Genomic DNA, 22863 nt, shown 5'->3' with positions numbered 1-22863 from the left:
ATCAGGCTTACATTATAGATATTAGTGAACCCGCCCGTATCAAAATTCCGGTTAATTTACCCAACACTATCTTAGTAGATAGCGGTGAACTTTCGCCACAGCATCTATAGCAATCCTAAATCATTGGTGAATTTCTTACTCCCTCCCCTTGATAAGGGGAGGGTTGGGGTGGGGTAAAAAGTTTACGACTCCTGCAAGGATTACTATATCCCCCCAGTCAGCTATTAGATTTAAGTTTCTCGCTAATAGCTAAAATCTACAGGGAAAAGCACAAAAAATTTAACTCTCTGAGTGGTGTTCCGTCATCCATTTTTGGTAAGTATCCTCAAGTTGCTTGTCTTCGAGAACGAGTTCGAGGCGGACTTTGACGCAACCGTGACGGGGTTGAGATGCGATCGAATTTAAGATCCTGCTAGCTTTCTGCACAGAGGTAAATTCAGCCTTAACTGTCGGTTCATGGCGATCGCTCTTAATCTCCGTCAAATCTATACCGGTGATGTTTCCCTCTCCTAAATCTATTTCGGCCAACACCTTCGGATCGTCGCCGACTTGTTCGACAATCAGCTTTTCCCACTGGATGGGTACTTGTACCATCCGAGTTTCAATTTCTTTACGCACTATGACTTCGCCGACTTTGCGCTTGCTGCGATTGATCACCAATCGTTCTTCTAGCAGGCGAATTACTTCTTGATCGACAATATCGAAGTTTTCCTCATCCTCATCTGTCTCCAAATTGGGATCTGTGAGATCGGCATCTGTTAGATTTGACATATCTATTGAGGGATTTGTTAACTCACTGTTGCTAAATTCACTATGCGTTTCAGAGGCATTTTCTAAATACGGATGCGCGCCATTAGCCGACATTACCGGCAGCATATCGACTTGATCCGAATTAATAGTTACGAACAGCGACTTTTGGTGATAATCGACTTTTTTGAGCAGCTTAATACTTAATAAAAAAGTGCGGGTATTTTCGCTACCTAACCCGGTCACCACAAAATTCAACTGACCGTTAGCATCAAAATAGACATCTTTAACTTTGCCGACCAAGTGACCTTGGTTGTCTTTGACGGTAAAACTTTTTAGCTTAGTTCTGACTTTTTCAGGAACCCGGTTGAGACGGGTTATTGATTTAGCAGTTGCTATCTTTTCTGCTGATGCTTGACCGTTCATTTTTTAAACTTTCCTGCTTAGGGATTTTTATTATGAATTGGTAAGGGGAAATTGGTAAAGGCGGGGAAAGTGCATAAACGTTGCCAAAACTAGACAAGTTTTGTACCCCCCCCGCCGCTCACATAGGAATTGTGCGATCGCTACCAATCCAATCAAACCTGCGCGGTGACAGAATTATGTCATTAAGGCGCAATTCCTATGCAATAGCTGTTGCGGTTGGTTTAGATCTTTTGATTTGTATTATCTACAACCGCAGTTCCATCAGTCTTAACGTCTAATTCTTCACGACGCAAGGTTTCTTCGCCCTCAACCGTGCTGCGAACAACTTCTTTTCTGATATTGACTTCTTCGCGCACGAAAGCTTCCTTGTGGATGTCGGCAGTTTCTTCGTAGACTTCCATGCGTGCAACTTCCCCTGATTGGAAGTCAGCCTCACCGACTGAAACTACTCGACCCGCTTCTACCGGGGTTACTCGATCGATTACAACTCGTTCTTTTTCAATGGGTACTGAAGCTCGCGCTGTTTCAGTTTCCACGCGCTTGCCAACTGCTACTTCGCCTGTTTTTGCGCGGTGTTTGTTGGCAATCAAGCGTTCTTCATAAAGCTTGAGATTTTGGTGCTGCTGTTCGTTGGTTTCGTAGAGGGGGCGGTCGATATCGTAGTTGTAGCTGCTGCGATCGTAGCTAGCAGGAGTTGCAGTGCTTGCAGCGGCGGCAGTTCCTTGATTGCGGTACACGCCTCTTACCTGTTCTTCGCGATCGTAATCTACTGCTTCTAATTCATTGTAAGCTGGCAATTGTTCTGCTTGAGCTTTGTTGCGAAGGCCTGTGGCGTGGACGCGACGGGCTCCGTAGTCGAAGCGGGCCGAGCCGATTGGCAACAATACTTTTTTGCCAAAAATCCAAATACCGGTATCAATTACCAGATAGCGGAAACGACCAGTGTCATCAACCAAAGCATCATAAACGGTGCCTACTTTTTCATCCGAGTCGCCAGCATAAACATCAAATCCCTTGATGTCGTCTCCAGCAAAAATCTCTTCCTGATAGTTAGGATAAAATTCTGCTAATCTTTGAAGTGCCATGTGTTTTTTCCTCTTTGCTCTACTTAAATTAATAGTAGAAATTAATTCGCTAACTTCCCTCTCCCTAAAGTCAGAAGTGTATAATTTAGGTTGTTTAATACTATAGGAATACTACGGCATCTCTGCTTCTGTGCTAGCGCGCTCAGCTATTTTAAAGATTGTAAAACTATACAATCGTCAATTTTATAACAAGTATTAAAACTCAAAGCCATCCGTAGGAACAGGGCATTGCTGTGTCCTACTCCCTCTGCCGCAGACTCCTTTGTGGTGTGCCTACTGTTAATAATTGTTAACTATGTGGTGACAAATCAACATTACATAGTATAGTAATAGGCAAAAATTAAAGCCCCTCATTTTACAGGAGAGGGGCTTCGGGAAAGTTAGAAATTTTCAGTTCAGAGTTGATTGAATTGAGTTCTGATAGCTTCTATTCGACTGCGGTTAACTCCCATATCCGACTGTCCCAGACGGGAAGCCGATCGCACATGGATGACTTTTGCTGCATCATCTACCAAAAATTCAACGTCATCAACAAACCCCATCAAAGCACTGGTAAACTCCGCATAGAGGTAATTATCAGTTGCCGTGATAATTTGAGTTTTTCCATAGGAGTCGATTACCCCTTTTAGCTTTACCATCGCTTCACTCTGGGACGAAGTGTATGCCAAAGGCTCAATTTTGTGTTCGGAATCTTGACTGAAGCTGCTGACGCAGTTGGGGGAACTCGGGCACGCTGCGAGTTTTCCTGACTGAATCCCGATATTGGCAGGTCTGGTTCCAGCAAACATTGTTTTTTCTCCGGGTATAGCGATAAAAGTAGCGATCGACAGTACCGCTACTGCTAGCAGTGATATTAAAATAACTAGGACTCTTTTCAACGCTGTCGGCGATTTTGTTTCAACTGTTTGCAAAGGATTAGCCCTCCAGAAAGTGCAAGTTGGATATAATACCAAATCCGGCTTAAATACCCCCTTTATTTCTTAGTCTGCGAAGGCAGACTTCGTTTGTATAGTAGCGGTTTCAACCGCCGAATCATAAAGGGTATGGCAAACCCAGATTGGGTCTACTTTTCATATTAATTGAAATTGACCTCTAAAATTTAAAAAGATTTTTTTTGTTCTTCAATTAACCAGTAAGTCAGCATTCTTCCTTTACCTTTAACTGGGATATGACCCCGTTCTTCCAAAACAAACTGCTCTTTCAAACGCTCATAAGTCGCAGCCGTCACTTGAATTTTACCCGGCAATCCGTTCGACTCCATGCGTGAAGCAACATTAACAGTATCACCCCACAAATCATAGCTAAATTTACTAATCCCAATAATTCCAGCCACCACCGAACCGCTGTGAATTCCGAGCCTCAATTGAAAATTTTCTCCCATTTTTGCATTAAACCTCCTCAAAGCTGCCTGCATCTCCAAAGCTAAAAGTGCGATCGCCTCAGAGTGATCCTCCCGCGGCGTCGGCAAACCCCCAACCACCATGTAAGCATCCCCAATCGTCTTAATCTTTTCCAACCCGTGCAATTCAGACAACCTATCGAACTCCGAGAAAATCCCGTTCAAAATTTCTACCAACTGCGTCGGACTTTTGTGAGCCGAAAACTCTGTAAAACCCACCAAATCAGCAAACAAGACGCTCACATCATCAAAATGATCAGCTATCAACTTTTGCTCTTTTTGTAAGCGATATGCAATAGGTTTAGGTAAAATATTGAGAAGCAATTTCTCGGTTTGTTCTTGCTGCACTTTCAGCGCTGCTTCAGCTTGTTTCCGCTGAATCAGTGAACCTAGCTGCGTAGCAACCGCACTCACTAATTCCAACAAGCGCGGCTGACATTTCAGGACTTTTTCCCGATAGAAAATTAAAATAGCTAACACTTGGTTGTCCGCCAAAATGGGCACACCAAAAGCCGCTTTTAATCCCACACTAACAGCAATTTCCGCGCGTAAAAAAACTTGTTCCGGTGCAGTAGACACATCATCAATCCATTCAGACTGCTGCGACTGCCAAATCCTACCTGGGAGTCCCACACCGGGAGCAAAAATCAACTGCCAACTTGTTTGTCGGAATTCGGCAAAACTTGAGTCGCTGACATACCTGCCTGTAGCGCATTTTAAAAAGCCCTCACTGCAAGGAATCCAAGCTTCGCCCAGATTCCATTCAATAGTTTGGCAAATTAAACCTAAAATCACATCTATAGCCGACTCAAAATCCTCAGATTTGCTAATAGCTTGAGTTGCCTGCAGCAGCAATCTTGTTTCCATTTCTACCTGGTGGCGTTCAGCGATTTCCTGGTGCAACTGGATATTTTGAGCGGTCAATTTTTGATTTTTTTCTTGCAATTGCATTTGCAATGAACGCACAGTAAGTTGATTGCTCACTCGAGCCAATACTTCTTTCACCTGAAAAGGTTTGGTGATATAATCGGCTCCGCCAACTTCAAAAGCTTTTGCTTTATTTATTCCTTCTTCTAGCGCGCTGAGAAAAATGATGGGAATTTCCCTAAATTGCGATTGTGCTTTTAATTTTTTACATAGTTCGTAGCCGTCAATATCCGGCATCATAATATCGAGCAAAATCAAATCGGGGGGGCTAGATTGAATTGCATCTAACGCAGAAAAACCATTAGTAACAGGTCGAACTTTATAGCCATTTTTTTGCAAAATTCTAATCAACAAACGCAGATTATCTGGCGTATCGTCAACTACTAAAATATCTGCTTGATAGTTTTCAGTTTTTTCCGCCTTCATCTGCATTATCTGATTCCTCCGCCTCGGCAATTAAATTGAGAATTTTCTGGTAATCAAAATTATCGAGATGACCCTGGAGGATTTCCGCCAATTCAGGATGAGGCTCCCTTATTTCGTCGATTGTCCTGACAATTAAGTCAAAATCAGCACTGCGGATTACCTGCTTTATGTTGTCTATCCATTCTGCGGGAAGTGTAGGTAAATAAGCAAGCGCAGCATTAGGGAGGGAGCCAGATAAATTATTGCGATCGCCTATTGAGATAAAATCCATTGAGTTAGAGTAGAGATACTTAACCCCCAAATGTTTGGTCAGGGTATCAAATATATCTGTTTTGCGGAAAGGTTTGCTAATAAAATCGTCGCAGCCGACCAGTAAAGCAAACGCTTGCCTTCCTTCAATTGTACTAGCTGTCAAAGCAATAATCTTCGGAATCGGGGAGTCGGGATGGGAAATATTCATTTCCCCCTCTTGCTCTCTCTGCTTGATTCTAGCCTTAATTTGTTTAGTAGCTTCGTAGCCGTCCATCACTGGCATTCGCACATCCATCAAAATTAAATGCGGATGCCAATTTTCCCACATTTCTATTGCTTCCTGACCGTTGGTGGCTTGTTCCACTGCGAAACCCAAAGGAGAAAGCATTTTGACTAAAAGTTGGCGGTTGTCTTCGCGATCGTCCACAATTAAAATCCGGTAGCACGGTTGATTGGGTTCCAACCCACTAACTTCGCGGTTAAGTTCCGGATCGGGAATCTCACCAACATCAACTGCACTGACTGGAATTTCAAATTTAAAAGTGGTGCCAAGTTCCAGTTGACTTTCTACGACAATTTCTCCTCCCATCAGGCGGACAAATTGACGGCTGATTTTCAATCCTAAACCCGTGCCTTTCTGAGTTTTTTGACCGGAAGTTGTTTGTACAAAAGCCTTAAAAATATTTCCCAATTCTTCGGGAGCAATGCCCAATCCTGTATCTTCAATTTCAAAGAGAAGGAAAAAACTAGGCACAGTTGAATCCTCAGCCTGATCGCTGCATTCAACATTGGCAAAATCACTGCTAGTTCTCGAAAAATCCCGAATGCTTCTTGTAGTATCAAAGCAAGCTGTGGGACTATCCAATAAATCCAGAAATCCCGATTTTTCTAACTTTATAACTCTTAAGATGATTTCGCCTGTTTGGGTAAACTTAATCGCATTACTCAGAAGATTAATCAGCACTTGCCGCAGTTTAATATCATCGGTTCGCACGTACTGAGGAACGTCAGCATCGCGCTGGAAATGCAACTGCAATTCTTGATTGTTTACCCGCAGTTGAAACATATCTTGCAAATCGTCAAGCAAGCGGTAGAGATCGAAGTTTTTCGGGTTTAGCGTCATCCGCCCCGCTTCGATTTTTGACAAGTCTAAGACTTCATTGATCAAGGTCAGCAAATGTTCGCCACTACGGCGAATAATTCTCATATTTTCTCGGTTTTCGACAGTCAGATCCGGGCTGGGTTCCATGATTTGTGCAAAGCCGAGTATAGAATTGAGAGGGGTGCGTAACTCGTGGCTCATATTGGCCAGAAACGTGCTTTTAGCTTTGTTTGCCGCTTCAGCAGCTAAGACGGCTTGTTGCAGTTGTTCTGTGCGTTCGTCAATTTGGGCTTCTAAGGTGTGGTGGTAATCTGCTAGTATTTTTTCGGCTTGTTTGCGATCGCTAATATCTTGAAAAGCTGCGATCGCATAAACAATATTTCCGCTAGCGTCAAAAATCGGCGTGGTATTGATCTCGATCGCAATTCTTTTGCCACCTTGACGAATTTCTACATCGTCAACCTTGACAGATTCTCCTTTCAGTGCGCGCAAAATTGGCAGATTATCCGGCGGGTACAGCTCATCAGTATTGGCAACATAAAGTTGATAAGTGGCAGCTAATTGTTCCGCAGTGCTTTCCGGGATAGTGTCTGCACCCAGCAAATCCCTCGCTGTCTGGTTGAAATAGGCGATCGAGCCATCGGGATGATAAACAGATACCCCCACGGGTAAAGCTTCTAAAAATTGACTCAGGCGGCTTTCACTCGCAGACAGCGCCTCATTTACTAGCTTTAACTCCTCGTTTACTTCTTGGCGCTTATGAATTTCATCTGTTAACTTTTGATCTTGCAAATAACTGTGAACTGCTTCTACTACCGTTAATTTTAAGTCTTCATTTTGCCAAGGTTTAGGAATATAACGGTACAATTTAGCATACTTGATAGCGTTACTCAGGGCTTCCAAATCTGCTTGCCCCGTTAGCATAATGGTCAGCGTCTCCGGCGAGCTTTCGTGAATTCTTCTGAGCAGTTCATCCCCTTTAATATCCGGCATGATATAATCGGAAAGCACCAAAGCAATCTCGTATTCATCTGCCTGCAAATCGGCCAGCAACTCTAAGGCATCAGCCCCACCTTCAGCGGTTTCAATTATACACCGATCGCCGATCGCCTTTTTCAGTTCAATTTTTAAACTGTTCAAAACATCAGGTTCATCATCAATACAAACAATCACAGGTTTTTTCATAACTTAGCCAGCCCAGATTTTATAGTCTCTATTAAGTCTTTGCTTTGCCAGGGTTTGTACAAACAACAGTATAAATCTGCTTCTTCTACTGCCCGCTGAACAGCCGCTGCATCCGCTTGTCCAGTCAACATCACTTTAATAATTTTAGGATATTTTTGGTGAACTTTAATTAAAAGTTCGTCACCTTTAATTCCCGGCATCAGCCAATCAGAAACAACCACAATCACCTGAGCTTTTTCTTGAAAGTCCTCGAGTAAATCTAAAGCTTCATCACCACTTTCAGCTAATTCATAAAAGTAATCATTTTTAAATTCCTTCTTTAGCTGAATCTTGAGAGTATTCAAAATATCTGGTTCATCATCAACGCAAAGAATTATAGGCTTATTCATCTTTTCCTCTCTGCTTAAATTTTAGTAGGTTTACCGACATGACTTGCTTTTACATTGCTTTTACATTATTGATTTCGGGGAAGGATGCAGAATATCTGTCCCCTATCTTATTTTAATAGGACTTCCGAAGATTAACCCGGTTTCTTGTAATAAATCTTGTATTTGTCAGCGAGACAACAACGAGCGTCAATCGATTTTAGATTTTAGATTTTAGATTTTAGATTTTAAGCATTGACCTCACGGATAAATTCGGGGGGCAAGTTTCATCGGATACAGGTTTTTTATTTCTGGGTCCTGAGTCGGCGAAGGAATGAATCCGGGGGCTGGCATCCTGGATGCTTTCGGTCAGAGGGAATCTGCCCCCTACAGGTAAGTTTTGTTTAATAAATTGGCAGCGAGACTGTAAAAGTTGTCTGCCCCGGTACAGAATCTACAGCAATTGTGCCTCCGTGTTTTGCCACAATTTTTCTCACAATATCCAATCCCAAACCGCTACCTTCGCCCGCAGATTTAGTCGTAAAAAACGGCTGAAAAATTTTGGTAATAACTTCTGAGGGAATACCTTTGCCGTTATCAGTAAACTTGAGGAAAATATTTGCCTCTTGCTGCCGAGTTTCAATTGTCAAAATACCTTTATAATCCATTGCTTGCAGGGCATTATGAACGAGATTAGTCCAAACTTGATTTAAGTCATCGGGATAGCACATAATTTGGGGTAAATCTCCATAGTTTTTCACTACTTCTATACCGTGTTTTAGCTGATTTTGATAAAGGGTTAATACGGTTTCAATGCCATCATGCAAGTTCGCCTGGACTTTTTCTGGTTTGCTATCAAAATGAGCGTAGGTTTTTAAGGCAAATACTACTTTTCCAGACTTCGCTGTCGCTCTTTGTATCAGACTAATACTTTTTTTAAAGCTTGCAAACTGGTAAGCACTATTTAACACTACTTCCCAATTCGGTGATTGAAAAAGCGGCAAAAACTCTTCTATTTTTTCGTAGATTTCCATATCAACTAAAGTATCCGCAATTTCCTCGAAGTTTTCAACAGATTTTGCCATCAAATCCGCTGCCAACTGCTGCTTAAATTTGCGTTTCTCTCTGCTGGTAAATAAAACTTCTTGATGGGTTGCTCTGTACAGTAAAGCTAAAAAATAAGCTTTGCTTTCCTCAGAAAGTTGTTGATAACTTTCAGGAAAACTTTCTAAAAAGTCCTCTGAAAAATTAGCTATATTATTAATAGAGGAACCTATAATTCCCAGGGGGGTATTTATTTCGTGAGCAATGCCGGCAATCAGTTGTCCCAGGGCTGCCATTTTTTCCGATTGAATCAAATGCTCTTGGGTGGCTTGCAGTTCCTGCAGCGCCGCTGCTAAATCTTGATTTTTTTCTTGTAAAGTTTGTTGCAGTGAACAAATTTTTAAATGAGTTTCTATCCGGGCTAAAACTTCTTCAACCTGAAACGGTTTAGTAATAAAGTCAACTCCGCCCACTGCAAAAGCTTTAACTTTATCCAGCACGTCATTGATCGCACTAATAAAAATAACAGGAATGTCTTTGGTAATTTCAGAATCTTTGAGTTGCTGACAAACTTGATAGCCGTCCATTTCCGGCATCATAATATCCAGCAGCACTAGATCCGGGGGTATTTTTTGAGCAGCAGACAATGCTAGCTTGCCATTGGGAACGGGGCGAACTTGATAGCCTTTTTCGCTCAAAATTCCTGCCAGCAACCGCAGGTTTTCTGGCGTATCGTCCACTACTAAAATATTAGCTCGATTGGTTTTAGGTGAAGTTGAAGTCATCGGGTATTTACTGTTTCTCGCTGAGTTCTATTATGTTCAAAATTCTGTCATATTCAAAATTATTAATGCAATCTTGAAGCTTGCCCGCAAGAGAGGGATTGACAGTGCCGATTTGTGCGATCGAAGTTGCGATCGCCTCCATGTCCACACTCAAAATATTTTGCTTGAATTGGGCCATGCAGTCTGGAGAAAGAGAGGCGAAAGCCTCCGGTGTCAGCACCTCTTGACTTGACTCCTCTACACCTGTGGCACTTACTGCGGTTGGATCTTCATAAATATAGCGTACTCCTAAATGTTTTCCCATTGCCACAAAAATGTCCTCCTCTCGGAATGGTTTCCGCATAAAATCATCGCAACCCGCCGAAAGAATCACCGCCCGTTCTTCCTCCAAAACGCTAGCAGTTAGGGCTACAATCGCCGTTGCTTGCCCGCCAGTTGTAGTTTTAATCTGTTTGGTAGCCTCGTAGCCGTCCATGACAGGCATTCTCATGTCCATCCAAATCAGATGGGGTTCCCACTCCATAAAAATATCAACCGCTTCTTTACCGTTATTCGCTTCTCTCAACTCAAATCCGAGTGGACTGAGAAGTTTTACTAACAGTTGGCGGTTCAAAGGTTTGTCGTCCACAATTAGCAAGCGATAACTCGGCTGATTCGGTTCGAGGGCAACAACTCGACGTTGAGTTTTTTTGCTTTCAATATCAGCAGCTTCAACCAGATGAACTTGGATATCAAACTGAAATACTGCACCCTTTCCGATCTCGCTGCTAACAGTAATTTCACCTCCCATTAATTGCACGAACTGGCGGCTAATAGCTAAACCTAAACCCGTTCCTTCCTGAGAATCTTTACCTGTTTTTGTCTGCACGAATGCTTCAAACAACTGATGGATTTCCTCAGCAGCAATGCCTGCACCAGTATCTTGAACTTCAAAATGCAGCCAGTAGCGACCGGGTAATTGGTCAGTGCTGTTTTTATGTATATTCCGTCTTCCTCCTTTGACTTGCATCGACACTCCCCCTTCTGAAGTAAATTTAATTGCATTATTGAGCAAATTAATTAAGACTTGTCGCAATTTAACTTCATCAGTACAGATGTAATGGGGAACTTCGGCGTCTCTGTCGAAGATTAACTGCAAACCTTTTTGCTCAGCTTTGAGAGCAAACATATCTTCTAAATCGTCGATTAGTTGGTAAAAATCGAAGTTTTTTTCATTAATAGTCGTGCGTCCGGCTTCGATTTTTGACAAGTCTAAAACTTGGTTAATTAAAGCCAGTAAATGTTCACCACTCCGCAGGATAATTCCAACATCTTCTTGATTTTCTTGAGACAACGTTTTACTGCGAAGCATGACTTGAGCAAAGCCGATGACCGCGTTCAGGGGCGATCGCAATTCGTGGCTCATATTGGCGAGAAACGTACTCTTCGCTTTGTTTGCTGCTTCGGCTGCTTCTTTCGCCTGCTGCAGTTTGATTTCCGCTTGTTTGTTATCAGTAATGTCTTTAATAAAACCTTCGTAGTAAAGTAGATTTCCTGCTTCATCGCAGGCAGCGCGACAATTTTCCGAAATCCAGATTATGCTGCCATCTTTGCGGTAAATTTCCGATTCAAAGTTTGATAGTATCCCGTACTCGTTCATCAGGGCTGCAAAATCTTCGCGGCGGTTGGGTTTTACATAAAGCTGGTTATGGAAATTCGGCTGTGCTGCTATTAATTCTGCCGGCGACTCGTAACCGTAGATGTTAGCTAAAGCGGGGTTAGCGCTGATGTATTTCCCGTCAATAGCAGTTTGAAAAATTCCATTCAAAGCATTTTCATAAATGTTGCGGTACTTTTCTTCTGCTTCTCGAAGGGCAGTTTCTGCTTTTTGGCGCTCGGTAATATCGCTAGAAATCGACAAAAAACAAGCTTCTCCGTCAATATCGATGGTTTCTATAGACAGCAGTGCTGTTCTTTCTGTACCATTTTTATTGCGAAACCTCAGCTCATAATTGTGAAGAGCCGTCTTGTTTTTTAACATTTGAATCATGCGATCGCGCTCTGCTAAACTCGCCCAAAAATTGAGTTCTACCGCTGTTTTGCCAATGATTTCTTCGTGACTGTACCCCATCATCCGACAAAAGCTCTCATTGGCTTCTATGTGCCGACCATCGCTGATTCTAGTCAGGGTAATTGCATTAGGGCTTAAACGAAAAGCTTTAGAAAACTTTTCTTTTGCCTTGGCAAGATCGGCGGTACGTTCTGCAACTTGCTCTGCTAAATTGTCGTTGTATTCCCTTAGCAGTTTCTCCGCTAGTTTGCGTTCTGTAATATCTTGAAAAGCGCACATCCCGTAGATAATATTTCCGTGAGCGTCATAAATAGGAGTTCCCCAAACTTGCAGGGGAACAGTTTTGTCAGTCGCGAAGATTTCAATGTCATCAACAGTTACACTTTTACCCTGCAAAGCATTTAAAATTGGGTCGCGTTCTGCCGGGTAAATTTCCTGAGTACCAGCTAAATAAACTCGGTAGGATTGACGTAAACTTTCGGAATCTGCGGCGACAATTCCTTGAGATAAAAGTTGCTCTCCAGTAGGATTAATGTAGTGAGGTTGACCGTTTGGCTCTACAATAAAAATCCCTAGCGGTACTGCATTGAAGAATTGTTTTACTCGGTTTTCGCTTTCCGAGAGAGAAGTAAATGAATGCTGCAATTGCTCGGCCATGCTGTTAAAAGCAGTGGCAAGTTCTCCGAGTTCATCTTGACGATTCAGAATGAGCTTTGTATCCCATTCATTCCGCGCCAAAGCTTTCGCCGCAGCATTCAATCTTAAAATCGGCTGCACCACCCATTTAGCAGTAAGAATCCCCAGAATTGTTGCCCCAATCAAAGCTGCAACCGACAGCAAAAAAGTCGTGCGCGTATTGGCGTTAATTTGTTCCATAAAGTCCGATTCTGGCACAACTACTACAATCAGCCAATCCAACCCTCGATCGTCTTTAAAAGGAGCTACCTGAATAAAATGTCGCTTACCATCAACATCAAAAGTAAGTTGTTGAGAATTATTGATTTTAGCTAAGCTATCGTAGGATTTATCTAAATATTGTGCAGTTTGGCTAATTACCCGATTCTCGCTTTCTGAAGCTTTAATGCGCCTTGTTTCTTGACCTTCCACCACGAATTCTGGACTCGCCGTTGAAGTGGCAATTAACATCCCCGATCGCTCCATGACAAAAGTTTGTCCTGATTTTCCTATTTTTAGGCTCACCAGAAATTCTTTGATTCTGGAAAAGAGCAAATCGCTGCCAGCTACTCCTAACAATTTGCCAGCATCGTCATAGATAGGCAAAGCAGCAGTAATTGCCAGTTCCCTCGTCAAAAAATCTGTATAAATTGGAGTCCAAATAGGTTTTTTTGCGGCAGCGGCAGCTAGGTACCAAGGACGAGTTCGCGGGTTGTAAATATTGGGTGAAATTTGCACTAGTTGAACACGGTTTCCCTGAGAGTCCGCAGTATATCGACCTAATTTATTGCCAGTAGAGCTGTCAGCAGCCGATATCAAAATCCCATCTTTAGTGCGGATTGCTCCAGAGTGTTCTCCATTTTCTTTGCCTGTGTAAATGATGCTGATCGAATCAAAATATTGAATTTGTTCTAGGAAATGATGTTCTAGTTTTTGCTTGTCTTCTAGGTTCAACTGCCCCAGTTTTATGCCTTGAACGTTCAGGTGATTGACAATGTGGGGAATTGACATATAATGTTCCATGCGGTCTTTAATGCGATCGCTAATTTCTCCCCGCAACTGAGCGGCAACATCGTTGACTGCCCGCTGACCGTTTTGGAAAGATAGCCAACCTACAAGTCCTACCGTGCCGACAATTTGCACTAAAAAAGGAACCACGAGCACCGTTTGTAATGGAACTTTGCCGATAATTTTTGTAGCCAAACGATTGAGGGGTTTAGGAAACATATTCATCCTCAGAGGAATTGGGCATTGGGAATTGGGCATTGCTAATTGTTGGGAGTTTTGAGTGTAAATTATGTTCCCTTTGCCCTTCCTTTTCTCCTTATGCTGTAGTTTACTGACGACAGTACCGTCGATCAATTTATATCAAAATAGCGTATTTATACTCAGAGTTTTTTCGTAACTACTGATACAGATCATTGGGCGCGATCGACCTAAGTCGAAATCATCTGATCTATTGCACCATTCTCAATTACTTATTTAGGAACAGGCTTTCCGGCCTGTTCCACAAGAGATGAATTTTATTGTGGAACAGGCTTTCCGGCCTGTTCCACAACAAGTACATTTTCTTGTGGGGTGGGCATCCTGCCCGCCCAGGGAAGGGTTATTGAGAATGGTGCAACATCTCATTTGAACAAACAGTAGCTAACAAGCACCCACCCCAAAAATCTGTATTTATCTGCGATTCAACTCCATCCTTTCGCCGTAGCGTAAAAGCATATCCAAACTCTCCAAACGATTTTGCCAAGTTTGCACTTGATAGCTATTTTCCGCAGAATGCAAGCGCATCGAAGATTGAAATTGAGATTGAAAACTCCTTAACAATCTTTTAGTAGTTGCTAAACTTTCGGTAGAAGGATTTGCCGCCAACTTGCTCAAAGCTTGCGCCAATTCATCCGCTCGACTTTGCAAAACTTTCAGTTCAGATTCGGACACCCGCAACTGATTGTTAGCCAATAAAAAACTCCATTCCTGCTTGAGAGCAGTATACCGCGAAGCCGCCGCAGCAAACGGCTGTCGGTAAGGAATCGGCTCTGCAGCAGAAGTGGAACGCACTGGGGTGCCTTGAGTGCGGTTAAAAAATCCCTGCATCCCGCTGCTGATACTTTCCACCGCAAAAATAGCATAGCCCCCTGTTGGCAAATCGCGTAAAGCTTGGATTTGGTCGATCGCCACAACTTCCGGGAGAGTCAACAACTTAACCGACGGAGAAATCAAAGCCGAACCCAGAATTTGTTCATTTACCAGCGGTTCGGTGATGCGCTGAAGTCGGTTCGTATCCAAAGCATAAGTCATCGGCACAATCAAATCTACAATACCTTGACGAGCCCAAACTTCCCAATTTTGCTGAATTTTGTAAATCCGCTGACTTTCCGGGTGCGGAAACACTGCCACGGACAGAATTGTGCGCGGATAATTCTGCCGCAAAAGCTGAGAAACTTCAGCTACAAAACTATTAATTTGATTAGTTTTAAACTCAACCCACTGCCGCCACAAACTGCCGTTTCTGGGGGAAATATTCACGGGATCTGCACCAGTCAACTGCCTAAATTGCTGCCTCGCAGCAATACCGTAACCGTAAGTAAAATTCGCATTGTCATCTTGAAAAGGATAGCGAATATAGTCTAATTGCACCCCATCTACTTTGTAGTTATTGGCAATTTCGTTGACTATTTGTAGCAAATAATTCCGCGCTTCCGGGTTCGCAGGGTCGAGATAAAATTTACCATCGTTAGGATTTTGCGTACGTCCTTTATTGTCAATATTTGCCCACTGTGGATGGGCGGAAAGTACCGGGCCTGGATAAGAGCTAGGCTGGCCAATTAAAGTATTGTGGCGCTTATTTCCTGTGGCAAAAACCCAAACCCAAGCGTGCAGTTCCATGCCTCGCTCGTGAGCTAATTTAACCGCAGATGCCAGCGGGTCCCAGCCAACAGTCAGGGGATTTTGTTGCGGTGCAACTTGACTGGGATAAATCGTATATCCGGCATTCAAAGTTTCAAAGAAAACGGTATTGATACCGGCGGCGGCGAGCCGATCGAACACCGAGGCCAAACCCTGTTCAGATCGCGCTGCGACGATCGTCCCGCGATCAAGCCAAACCGCCCGAATTTCCGCCCCAACGCGCTGTCCTTCCTTCGGGTAATTTTCCCACAGCAACTGCCGCGCTTCCACCCACTGCTTTCTAGCCTCCGCGTAGTTTTGCTGTTGCAGGAGTTGGTCGAAAGTTTGCAACACCTGCCGCGCTTGGGCGATCGCCCGTACCCTGATCGCTTGCAGAACAGGGGGGCGACTGGCTGCCGGGCCACCTCCGCCCTGTTCTGCAGCCACCAGTTGAGGGGAGGTAGCTGCATTGAGATTGATGGCGGTATTGGCTGAATTAGATGCTGTCAGGGCGCTTTCAAACCGGCCGAGGAGGTTAGTGAGTTCTTGGCGCATCAAGTACGCTTCAATGCTGACGATCGGCTTATTGGAATTTGGCTGCACGTCCAAACCCGCCGGCGCCGACTGATCCGAAGGGTCTGTAAAAGTTGCAGGTACTGGATCGGGAAGCGAGCCAGAGGGAGAAAGTCGGCTCAGCGGGGTAGTACGCGGCAAACTAGGGCTGTTTCTAGTGACTCTTGAAGGGGGAGTTGGCAGTGGGGTCGCGGCAGCAGGGGGTGGCGCGGAGGGCGCAGAAGCGATTGTGCCTCCCCAGCGGGCGATCGAGGCTTGCAGCCAAGCCTTATCTACATTTGCCGAACCGTCGCTACCCCAGCGCCAGCCGAGATAGGTAGCGCGATCCGTGGCGATGGCTGCTGAGGAACCGGAACTATCTTTCCAAGTAGCAATAGTTTGACTGTTCGCATCAGCCGGAATCAATACACCGCCTTGGACTGAGGCATTTTGTTGTGCAGTCGGCACCCAATTGCTAGAAGCGGTGCAGGCGATATCCCGACAGCGACTGCGTGGTTGTGGCGTCGCTGGCTGGGTTAACGGAAAAGCCCAATAGGCCCCAAGGAGCGATCGCAAAGATTGGCGCACCAAGGCAGGGGAACTGCGGCCGACGGGGCCCGAAGCAATCAAGCGGCCGCCCTGGGAGGCCCAAGCTTCTAAAACTTTAATTTGTGCCGGAGTCAAAGTTTCAATGTTGGGCAAAAACAGCACGTTCACGCCTGTTAAATCCGCCGTACTTTTGATTGCTTCGAGATTGATTGGTTTGTAAGCAATGCCGCTTTCCCAGAGGCGCGTGGTAATCTTTACCCAGTCGGGAGAATTCTCGGAACTGCGAACAACGCCCAGAACTACTTCTGCGAAACTCGGAGAGGGAAATAGGATGAAGAGATTGAGTAATGTACTCGCTAGAGTTCCAATTAAGACTTTTTGCAAGAAAGTGAAAAAGCGAATTTTTTGAACCTGGGAGCAGGCATCAGGCATTTGAGCGGGCTTTTTGATTTGTTGCATCATAAAATAGGAGAATTACCCAGCGCACCGTTTCGGAAAATTTCAATAACAATTAAGATCGATCCGCACCATACAATTTTCTATCCTGCCCTGCAACCTGAATCAGGAAAAAGTGCGATCGATCGATTTTAGATTTTAGATTTTGGATTTTAGATTTTGGATCTATTCCTCATGGCAGTTGACAGTTGACTGTTTGGACATTTTGGCATTTGAACAATACCGATGCCACCGGAAACGATTTTAGATTAAAACCTGGGTGCATTTGGGTTGAAAAACCAAAAATACAATTTAGATGCCAACAGTCAACAGTCAACAGTCAACAGCCCACAGTCAACAATTTTCTAAGTTGCAGCTTCATTCACCGGGAATCTATCGATTAACTGCATCGCCCGACAAGCATTCCTCCGCAAAGAATCGGAAACATGAGGAACATGAGGAATCTGAGACAAGAAATCCAAAGTCCGGCGCAAAATCCGCACCACATCCCCTTCATCCAAACTCGTATGGCTAATCAATTCCAGCCATTCAACGCCCAGAGCCCACTGTTCGACCAAAGTCACTAAATCCCGTTCCAGCCAAATCGGGATCGCAGCTTCGTGGCGGTACTGCACTTGAAACAATCGGCGGCGTAGGCCTTTTTGTAGATTGTCCAAAGGTGCCAAAACTTCCGGCGACAGCGAGTAGTGAGTCCAACTGTCGGGCCGAGAAACTTCTGTAACTAAGGCCGCACAAGCTGCAGCGAGGTGGTGGGGGTCGAGTTCGTCAAACTCGGCAGACATCAGGGACAAACCCAGCCACAGTTCGTTATCGCCACGAATGGCGGCGCAAGCTTGGCCCAAGACTGTGGGCACCAACCTGTCGGAGGAGTCATCTCGGTTTCCCGTTGCCGAAACTACTCTTTCCAAGCAGCCGAAATTCAGCAAGATGTCGATTAAGTTGAGAAATTGCTCCCAGTAGCGAGCTCGTTGCTTTTCTAAGTCTTGTTCGCTTTTGCGAACTTCTTTTTTCAATTCTTCCCGGCGGCGCTGGCGTTTGAGCAAAGTACCGGGATTGCCCCATTCTAGAACCGGGTGAATTTCTAGCTTAGCTTCTACGGCGGCGATTTTCTGTTGCTGCTCGATCGCCTCTGGGCTCGGTTCTGGTGCGGGCAATGGTGGGATCGATGCAGCAATTGAAGCAGTTTCTTCAGTTCCCAAGCGGCACTGGCCGAGTCTCAGAGCCATTTCGGGCGGCGGGTTCAAGGTATCTGCAACGCTCAAGCGGGGTAATTCGGCGTGCAGGGTAGCGACATCGCTAATGGCGACGACATACCAACGGTTATCTTTGCCCAAGCACACCAAATTTGGTGCTTGGCCAGAACCTGGGATTTTGGCAACCAGTACGGCGGGTACAGGATTTGTGTGCGATCGTTTGGCTGTCGGAACGTGCTTGCCTTTGAGGCTCAGAACCGTGCCTAGCACTGCAAAAGCCACAGCTACGGACATCTCCTTAAATCTGGCTTCTTCAGCTTGCTGCAAGAGAATTTTCAGCAAACGTTTGTCTTCTTTGAGTCTTGCCTGCAATTTTTCGTAATGGGCGAGGTGTTTTTCCAGGGTGGAGACATTTCCTCCGGCTGCCAGGGACTCTTCGAGTACCGCCAATTCTGTTTGCAATCGGTCTAATTCTGATTGCTGCGGCTGCAAGTACAAGGTAGATAGGTATTGACCGAAACTCCGTTCTACCAACTCTTGAGCTTCGTCGAGTGTGTGGGTTTGCAGCAAATTCAGCACCATGCCGTAGCTGGGCGTAAACTGACTGGCGAGGGGGTCGGCTTTGGCTGTTGCCAAATACGAGGCTTCTTTTGCGCCTTCAAAGCGCGTCTGAACTGCGACGACGTGCCCCAGCTTGTCCATGCCCCGCCGACCAGCCCGACCGGCCATTTGCAGGAATTCTGAAGCGTTTAGCAGTCGGTGTCCCTTGTCGGTGCGCTTGGACAGGGTGGAAATGACTGTGGTGCGGGCGGGCATATTAATCCCGGCTGCTAGGGTTTCGGTGGCAAATACGACTTTGATCAAACCTCTGCCAAAGAGTTCTTCTACTAAACCTTTCCAAGCGGGCAAAATGCCTGCGTGGTGGGCGGCGATGCCTTTTAAAAGTGCTTCTTTTTGACCGAAGCGTTCTGCTTCTGGGTTTCGCTGTAAAAAATCGTCAATGATGCGTTTGAGTTCGGCTGTTTCGGCTTCGTTAACTAGGGAGAAATTGCCGACTTCTGCTACTGCTTGGTCGCACCCGCGACGGCTGAAGATGAAGTAAATTGCTGGTAGCATATCTCGATCGTCCAACCGGGCCAAAACATCGGTCAAACTCGGAGTGGGGATGCTGCCTCTTTCTACTTTTTGCTGCTTCTTTTTGGGGACTAACCGGACATTGGCTCTTTTGCCGGTCTCGTCTAGCAGGGGAAATATCCCTTTTTGGTTGGCGAAGTGGAATTGCAGCGGCACTGGCCGAAAGTCTGAGTAGACGAGCTCTGTGGGCCCGTGGACTTTGTTAATCCAGTCTGTGAGTTGCTCGCTATTGGCAACGGTTGCTGAGAGGGCGAGCAGTTGAATTTCGCTGGAACAGTAGATGATGGATTCTTCCCAGACGGTACCACGCTGGCGATCGTTCATGTAGTGACACTCGTCGAGCACCACGGTTTCGACTCCGGTGAGGGAAGTGCCGACTTCTCCGATCGGCGTACCGTAGAGCATATTCCGAAATATTTCGGTAGTCATCACCAAAATCGGCGCATCTCGATTGACGGAGATGTCGCCGGTGAGCAAACCTACGTTGTCGTCTCCAAATTGACTGCGGAAGTCGCGCAGCTTTTGGTTAGAGAGTGCTTTGAGGGGTGTGGTGTAGAAGACGCGCCGCCCTCTGGAGAGTGCTTGATGGATGGCGTATTCCCCGATTAATGTTTTCCCGGAGCCTGTGGGAGCGCACACGACAACGGATTTACCTGCATCGAGGGCGGCGATCGCCTCTCTCTGAAAGTTATCTAGCTCGAAGGGAAATATGGTCTTCAGATCCAGCTCTGGGCGGTTCTGGGCAGTGTCTGGCACAAGGATTATTATAAAGTTGCAGGGTAAGTATGCTTAAATCTTGCTGAAAGCAAGTCAGCAGAGGACTGTACTGATTTTAGACCAACGCCCGCAAATCGGCTATTAAGGAATAAGTCAGTTGGCAGTTGGCTGTTGGCAGTTGGCAGTTGACTGTTGGCAGTTGGCAGTTGGCAGTTGGCAGTTGGCAGTTGACTGTTGGCAGAAGAAAGAAAAAAATTTTGCCTTCTTCACGCTTGACTTCTTCCGTCTTCCCTCTTCCTTCTTCCGTCTTCCTTCTTCCTGACATCCGTTACATCCGTTACATCCCGTACATTGCTCGTTGCCGAACTTCCCTCTTCCTTCTCTATGATTCCAGTTATTTCGACTATTCCTGTGGTGCAGCTTGCTTCGGGCGATCGGCTTTCACTGCAAGTCTATCAGTTCCAAGGTGCGATTCCCGGCAAAAAAGCTTATCTGCAATCTAACCTCCACGGCGCTGAGATTAGCGGTAATGCTGTGATTCACCAATTAATTGAGTTTTTAATGTCTTTGGACAGCAGTCAGTTAAGCGGGGAAATTTGGCTGGTTCCTGTTTGCAATCCTGTGGGTGTAAGTCAGCGATCGCACCATTTTTCTCCTGGTCGCTACAATCTTTATGATGGGGTAAATTGGAACCGAATTTTTTGGGATTTTGAAAAGCAAGGGGAAGATATTCTGGGTTTTGCTAATTCTCACATTCATCTCGATGCCGAGACTGTCAAAGTTAATTACAGAAAAGCGATTGCTTTGAGTTTTGCGAAAGAGTTGGCAAAAATTAACGCTCCTAGTTGCTGCCCCTACAGCGAACTTTACCGATATCAGCTACAATCTTTGTGTTTGGATGCGGATTATGTGCTGGATTTGCACAGTTCTACGAATCAAAGTTTAGATTACCTTTACTGTTTTAGTTCCCGCGAGGAGAGTGCGAAAGCTTTTTTGCTCGATCGCGCAATCTTGATGAACGAGTACGACGGCGATGCTTTTGACGAGGCGTTTCTCAAGCCTTGGCTGGCTTTGGAGAAGGTTTTTGCTCAGTTGGGAAGTGCACTCAAATTTGACGTGGAAGCTTGGACTTTAGAATTAGGTTCGGGGATGGAAATGAATCCCGATTCGGTGGCGAATGGCTTGCGGGGAATCAAAAATTACTTAGCAAGTAAGGGTTTATTGAAAATAGATGGATTTCCTGTGCCGGAAACTGCGAATCATCAAGTTATTTTCACCCCCAAGAATGCCGTGATAAAATACTACGCGCCGGCGGGCGGGATGATTCAAAATCGAGTTCTATTGGGAAGTTATGTCAAAAAGGGCGATCGACTTTATCAAATTCTCAGCTTTAATAAGAATGGGGAATTTCCGAGTTTGGTTGATGTTTGTGCTGAGTCGGATCTTTTCATTTTTGATGTTTCGACCAATCACTCAGTAAATCAAGGAGAGTATGTATTGTCTGTGATATCATTTTCGGTAGTTGACAGTTAACAGTTGACAGTTAACAGTCAACACTCAACTCGAATTTACTATTCCGATGCTAACGGATTTGATATTAAGCAGGGCGGTTTCATTCTCACAAAAATCAGGCTTTTGTAGGGGCAGTGCCCCCGTGCCCGCCCCCTCAAGATTAATCCCAGCCGAAGTCTCGATCGCACAATTCGGCTAGTCTTTGGTTGTGCGATCGAAAATATGCTCTCAATTGCTCGTATATTGTCTCGCTGATGGGCGGATATTGGGTGGCGTTGTATTTTTCGTAGGTTTGTAGTTGGTGCGGCGGCAATTCTAGAAATTCTAAGACGCTGTTGTATGTGCCGAAAGGATTGGTATACAAGTCTTCGCTTTTGAGGATTGAAAGTTGTGATTTGGGAAAAAGTTTCATCCAGGCTGGGAGTTGATCGGCGTAAATGCCGCGGGTTAGATAACTGTGGTGTTGGTGTTCGTAACTGTAGTAGTTTGGGTTGGTTTGGAGTTTTTCTATTTCGCCTTTGAGTCTTTCGGGTTCGGCGGCGATCGCACTTTCTAATGAGAGAGTTTCGTAGCCTATTTTGATATAGTAATAATAGTGGGAAATTGCGCGTTCTACTGGGTTTCTCAGCAGGGCGATTATTTTAACTTTAGGACATAAATCATAAATTCGCTGCGGAACTTGGGGGTGACAGATGTAGTAGGGACTGGCTTCTCCGGTTAGTAGATTTTCGCTTGTTTGGGGTTGGGGAAATTGGGAACAGTACCAGTCTGGGCTTTTGTCGAAGTTGAAGTCGAAGTAATGAATTTCTTTTTGGGCGGCGGGGGCGATTTGGGGATGTTGGATTAGGTAATTGTACAGAGATGTTGTGCCGCCTTTTTGGGCACCGATGATGATGAAGTCGGGGGGTTTGGAGGGTTGTTTCATGGGTTCTATGTTTTATATTTTGCACTTGTACTGACAGTGTTTCGGATTTGGCATTTGTACCGATAGTCCGCCGGGGGGCAAAGGAAAATTCGATCGCACTTGGGGGGATTACGGCAATTCGATCGCACTTTGGGGAATTACGGCAATTCGATCGCCCAATTTAGATTCGATCGCACGGACAGGCTTAACCCAAATTCGATCGCCCTCTCTACATTCTAGATTCCGGTGGTGGAAACTGAGCCTAGACAAACAATGCCTGCCGGGGCGGGCTAGGAAATACATCGAAGACGATCGCAATCACTGTTTTTGGGTGATCGCATTCACTCTCGCTCTGGCCACTGACATTTCAATTTAACTAGATTAGAGTGGAGTTAGGAAGATCTAATTCCTGCGGGGCAAATCTTTCGCTGAAAAAAATATTATCGGCGGCGATTTTGGTTAGGGGTTTGTGGGTTTTATTTTTCAGCCAAA

At 45.0% G+C, this 22863-nt stretch carries 14 protein-coding genes; 1 reads left to right on the top strand and 13 read right to left on the bottom strand.

What is annotated here, in order from left to right:
• Positions 1-279: 279 nt before the first annotated feature.
• The 11 genes from QUA10_RS04410 to QUA10_RS04360 all read right to left on the bottom strand — a co-directional run bounded on the left by QUA10_RS04410 (position 280) and on the right by QUA10_RS04360 (position 20280).
• A complete protein-coding gene (locus QUA10_RS04410) occupies positions 280-1173 on the bottom strand; it encodes a DUF2382 domain-containing protein (protein WP_333081400.1) in 894 nt (297 codons plus the stop codon).
• 221 nt (positions 1174-1394) lie between these two features.
• Positions 1395-2258: a DUF2382 domain-containing protein gene (locus QUA10_RS04405; RefSeq protein ID WP_333081399.1), complete on the bottom strand. Its 864-nt coding sequence runs from the start codon at positions 2256-2258 to the stop codon at positions 1395-1397.
• 395 nt (positions 2259-2653) lie between these two features.
• Complete coding sequence (locus tag QUA10_RS04400) at positions 2654-3169, bottom strand: DUF1499 domain-containing protein (protein ID WP_333081398.1); 516 nt, start codon at positions 3167-3169, stop codon at positions 2654-2656.
• A gap of 188 nt (positions 3170-3357) precedes the next feature.
• On the bottom strand, positions 3358-5016 hold the full coding sequence (locus QUA10_RS04395) for an adenylate/guanylate cyclase domain-containing protein (RefSeq protein WP_333081397.1): 1659 nt from the start codon (positions 5014-5016) through the stop codon (positions 3358-3360).
• Positions 4991-7549 (bottom strand): response regulator, encoded by a 2559-nt coding sequence (locus QUA10_RS04390; RefSeq protein ID WP_333081396.1) that lies wholly within the window; start codon positions 7547-7549, stop codon positions 4991-4993. The genes QUA10_RS04395 and QUA10_RS04390 overlap by 26 nt, the downstream gene beginning before the upstream one ends.
• Entirely contained in the window at positions 7546-7938 is a 393-nt protein-coding gene (locus QUA10_RS04385) for a response regulator (protein ID WP_333081395.1), read from the bottom strand. The genes QUA10_RS04390 and QUA10_RS04385 overlap by 4 nt, the downstream gene beginning before the upstream one ends.
• A gap of 380 nt (positions 7939-8318) precedes the next feature.
• Positions 8319-9743 (bottom strand): response regulator, encoded by a 1425-nt coding sequence (locus QUA10_RS04380; RefSeq protein WP_333081394.1) that lies wholly within the window; start codon positions 9741-9743, stop codon positions 8319-8321.
• A 7-nt stretch (positions 9744-9750) separates the two neighbouring features.
• Positions 9751-13695 (bottom strand): PAS domain S-box protein, encoded by a 3945-nt coding sequence (locus QUA10_RS04375; RefSeq protein WP_333081392.1) that lies wholly within the window; start codon positions 13693-13695, stop codon positions 9751-9753.
• 450 nt (positions 13696-14145) lie between these two features.
• Positions 14146-16887 (bottom strand): family 10 glycosylhydrolase, encoded by a 2742-nt coding sequence (locus QUA10_RS04370; RefSeq protein ID WP_445243555.1) that lies wholly within the window; start codon positions 16885-16887, stop codon positions 14146-14148.
• 368 nt (positions 16888-17255) lie between these two features.
• Positions 17256-19994, bottom strand: a complete 2739-nt coding sequence (locus QUA10_RS04365; protein WP_333081390.1) for a DEAD/DEAH box helicase — start codon at positions 19992-19994, stop codon at positions 17256-17258.
• A gap of 76 nt (positions 19995-20070) precedes the next feature.
• Positions 20071-20280, bottom strand: coding sequence for a hypothetical protein (locus QUA10_RS04360; protein ID WP_333081389.1), 210 nt, complete (start codon positions 20278-20280; stop codon positions 20071-20073).
• Between the two features lie 59 nt (positions 20281-20339).
• Between QUA10_RS04360 and QUA10_RS04355 the strand changes: the two genes are divergently transcribed.
• Complete coding sequence (locus QUA10_RS04355; RefSeq protein WP_333081388.1) at positions 20340-21488, top strand: succinylglutamate desuccinylase/aspartoacylase family protein; 1149 nt, start codon at positions 20340-20342, stop codon at positions 21486-21488.
• A gap of 139 nt (positions 21489-21627) precedes the next feature.
• Here QUA10_RS04355 and QUA10_RS04350 read toward each other — a convergent pair whose 3' ends face one another.
• Both QUA10_RS04350 and QUA10_RS04345 read right to left on the bottom strand, forming a co-directional pair.
• Positions 21628-22392 (bottom strand): sulfotransferase domain-containing protein, encoded by a 765-nt coding sequence (locus tag QUA10_RS04350; protein ID WP_333081387.1) that lies wholly within the window; start codon positions 22390-22392, stop codon positions 21628-21630.
• Between the two features lie 108 nt (positions 22393-22500).
• Positions 22501-22641 carry a hypothetical protein gene (locus QUA10_RS04345; protein WP_333081386.1) on the bottom strand — a complete coding sequence of 47 codons (141 nt, stop codon included), beginning with the start codon at positions 22639-22641 and terminating at the stop codon, positions 22501-22503.
• Positions 22642-22863: the final 222 nt, after the last annotated feature.

The sequence above is a fragment of the Microcoleus sp. Pol8_D6 genome (assembly GCF_036700965.1).
In the GTDB taxonomy this organism is placed as follows: domain Bacteria; phylum Cyanobacteriota; class Cyanobacteriia; order Cyanobacteriales; family Microcoleaceae; genus Microcoleus.
Note: the sequence above shows the minus strand (reverse complement) of the source record. Positions and strands in the feature narration are given on the sequence as shown.

Excerpts from the sequence above, each read along its gene's own strand:
- QUA10_RS04410 (WP_333081400.1), bottom strand. The coding sequence starts at position 1,173 with ATGAACGGTCAAGCATCAGCAGAAAAGATAGCAACTGCTAAATCAATA.
- QUA10_RS04405 (WP_333081399.1), bottom strand. The coding sequence starts at position 2,258 with ATGGCACTTCAAAGATTAGCAGAATTTTATCCTAACTATCAGGAAGAG.
- QUA10_RS04395 (WP_333081397.1), bottom strand. The coding sequence starts at position 5,016 with ATGCAGATGAAGGCGGAAAAAACTGAAAACTATCAAGCAGATATTTTA.
- QUA10_RS04390 (WP_333081396.1), bottom strand. The coding sequence starts at position 7,549 with ATGAAAAAACCTGTGATTGTTTGTATTGATGATGAACCTGATGTTTTG.
- QUA10_RS04385 (WP_333081395.1), bottom strand. The coding sequence starts at position 7,938 with ATGAATAAGCCTATAATTCTTTGCGTTGATGATGAACCAGATATTTTG.
- QUA10_RS04380 (WP_333081394.1), bottom strand. The coding sequence starts at position 9,743 with ATGACTTCAACTTCACCTAAAACCAATCGAGCTAATATTTTAGTAGTG.
- QUA10_RS04375 (WP_333081392.1), bottom strand. The coding sequence starts at position 13,695 with ATGTTTCCTAAACCCCTCAATCGTTTGGCTACAAAAATTATCGGCAAA.
- QUA10_RS04370 (WP_445243555.1), bottom strand. The coding sequence starts at position 16,887 with ATGCCTGATGCCTGCTCCCAGGTTCAAAAAATTCGCTTTTTCACTTTC.
- QUA10_RS04360 (WP_333081389.1), bottom strand. The coding sequence starts at position 20,280 with ATGTCAGGAAGAAGGAAGACGGAAGAAGGAAGAGGGAAGACGGAAGAA.
- QUA10_RS04355 (WP_333081388.1), top strand. The coding sequence starts at position 20,340 with ATGATTCCAGTTATTTCGACTATTCCTGTGGTGCAGCTTGCTTCGGGC.
- QUA10_RS04350 (WP_333081387.1), bottom strand. The coding sequence starts at position 22,392 with ATGAAACAACCCTCCAAACCCCCCGACTTCATCATCATCGGTGCCCAA.